Source organism: Polaromonas sp., from assembly GCF_030682935.1.
In the GTDB taxonomy this organism is placed as follows: Bacteria; Pseudomonadota; Gammaproteobacteria; order Burkholderiales; family Burkholderiaceae_C; genus Polaromonas.
Genome location: NZ_JAUXNA010000127.1, coordinates 1 through 2,439, shown reverse-complemented (window position 1 = coordinate 2,439; position 2,439 = coordinate 1). Strand labels below are relative to the sequence as shown.

Genomic DNA, 2,439 nt, shown 5'->3' with positions numbered 1-2,439 from the left:
GAGACGGTCAAATCGACCTCGCCATCGGCAAGGGTAGCCCGTACTGCCTGACCGATATGGGTAGCTTTCACACGGGTAATGGGTTGGCCCTGAAGGTCTGCCAACCAAGCATAACCGCGCTGCAAAACCAGTTTGGGGTCCAGCAACTCGAGTCGCAATTGCGCGCGTTCGAATTGTTGCCGGCAGCGTTGCAGTCTGCCGTTTGTTTCCCGTGGGAAATCCGTGTTCAGGGACTGCACTCTGAGTCGCTCATGGGTCAAGTTTGAGCGCATCGCATGCTTGAGGCTTTGCGCGAGCCCAGACAGGCGTGCCTGCTGCTGGGTCACCAGGTGAGAGGGCCGGCTGACGCGGGACGCCGCCCAGTCGAGACGCTGAGCGTTCGACTGCAATTGCCGGTCCACCGCGTGTTGAAGGCGCGACAACGCCAAGTCGAGCGCGCCCAGCCAAACAGTTTGCGGCTGCGCGCAAAGCTCGGCCGCTGCTGTGGGAGTGGGTGCGCGCACATCGGCACAAAAATCGGCAATGGTGAAATCCGTTTCATGCCCTACCCCGCAGACGACGGGCACGGGCGAGGCAACGATGGTGCGCGCAAGTTGCTCGTCATTAAAGGCCCACAGATCTTCCATCGCGCCGCCACCGCGAACCAGCAGCAGCACGTCAATCTGGTCTTCATCGCGCCGCTGGAACGCTGTGAGCATCGCCTCGCGCAATTCACCTGCGGCCTGACTACCCTGCACACTGGCGGGGTAAAGCACCACAGGTATGTGAGGTGCGCGGCGCTGCAGAACGCTCACAACGTCATGCAAGGCCGCAGCGCCCAACGAGGTGATCAAACCGATCGCACGCGGAAGCAAAGGTAAAGGCCGCTTGCGGTCCGATGCGAAAAGCCCTTCCTCTTCAAGTTTGGCCTTGAGCTGCAAAAACTGCTCAAACAAATTGCCCTGCCCGGCCTGCCGCATGGACTCCACGACCAGTTGCAATTCGCCGCGCGGCTCGTACACCCCCAGACGGCCCCGCAACTCCACCAGTTGGCCATCGCGGGGTGAAAACTCCAGCAGGGTGGCTGCGCGCCGGAACATGGCGCAGCGAACCTGCCCCTGCTCGTCTTTGAGCGAAAAATAACAGTGCCCGCTGGCAGCGCGCGAAAAACCGGTAATTTCGCCTTGCACCGCCACCGGATTAAAACGCGCCTCCAAACTGTCGGCAATGGCCCGCAGCAGCGAGCCCACAGGCCAGATGCGCACGCCTGCTTCACGTCCGGTGCCGGGCGGATTGACCTGGCGGCTTGATGTGTCAAACATGGTCAAACCCCTTGATCTGGCGCGGGTAGTACTCCACAGCGTGCCGGTTAGAGTGGGTTAACGCGGCAATACCATGTGGAGACCGCCTTGTATTCGTGTAACTCATTGATTTTAAATAACTTATTACTGCCTAAAATTTCATCGTTTTGTCGCATGGACGATTTGGTGCGGCTTGCCAGCCTCCCCACCATCGCTTACCCACAAAGTTATCCACAGCTTCTGTGGGTTATGTCTTACAAAATTCATTCCCAGAATCGATATCGACAAGCTGCGCGAGCGGGTGTTCCCGTGAGTGCAGTAGGCCATAATCCAACACAAATTATTTGCTTGGAGATGTGCATTGTTTTCGATCATACAAGCCGCGGGCTGGCCTATCTGGCCCTTGGTCGCCTGCTCAGTCTTGGCGCTTGCGCTCGTCATTGAGCGTTTTTTCAGCCTCAAAACCCCAAAGATCGCACCGCCTAAACTGCTTGCCGAAGCAATGACCGTTTCTCGCGCTGCGGTGCCGTCGCCCGACGTGGTGTCCCAACTCGAACAGAACTCACTGCTCGGCGAAGTGCTCGCCAGCGGCTTTCGCGCCTTGAATGCCAACCCGCGGATCAGTGAAGATGACCTGCGCTCCACGATGGAGGGCGCCGGTCGCCAGGCCGCCCACAAACTGGAGCGCTACCTGGCCGCGCTGGCAACCATTGCCTCTGCCGCGCCGCTGCTGGGCTTATTAGGCACGGTCATCGGCATGATAGAAATTTTTGGCTCTCAAGCCGGCGCAGGCAGTGCGGGTAGTTCAGTGGGAGGCAACCCGGCGCAACTGGCACAGGGTATTTCGATTGCGCTTTACAACACTGCTTTTGGCCTGATGGTGGCCATACCTGCGCTGATTTTTTGGCGCTATTTTCGTGCCCAGGTGGATGGCTACCTGCTGACGATGGAACTGGCCTCAGAACGATTTGTGCGCCACCTCAATACCTTGCGCAAGTGACACCGTGGCCCCCACGCTTTTCACTGCGTGTAATGCGCTGCCCCCCGAGGGGGCTGAACTTGCTTGGGGCGGCCCTGCGCTGCGTTCGTTGGCCCCCACGCTTATCACTTCGCTTTGCAGCCTTCATTGAGAATCCGTCATGAACTTTCGATCTCGCCC

The 2,439-nt window shown here is 59.0% G+C and carries 2 protein-coding genes; one reads left to right on the top strand and one right to left on the bottom strand.

The features are described 5' to 3' along the window. On the bottom strand, positions 1-1,301 hold a 1,301-nt coding region (xseA, locus tag Q8K05_RS05815), incomplete at its 3' end, for an exodeoxyribonuclease VII large subunit (protein WP_305245569.1). A 340-nt stretch (positions 1,302-1,641) separates the two neighbouring features. Between xseA and Q8K05_RS05810 the strand changes: the two genes are divergently transcribed. Beyond that, positions 1,642-2,280: a MotA/TolQ/ExbB proton channel family protein gene (locus tag Q8K05_RS05810; protein ID WP_305245568.1), complete on the top strand. Its 639-nt coding sequence runs from the start codon at positions 1,642-1,644 to the stop codon at positions 2,278-2,280. The last annotated feature ends 159 nt before the right edge of the window (positions 2,281-2,439 follow it).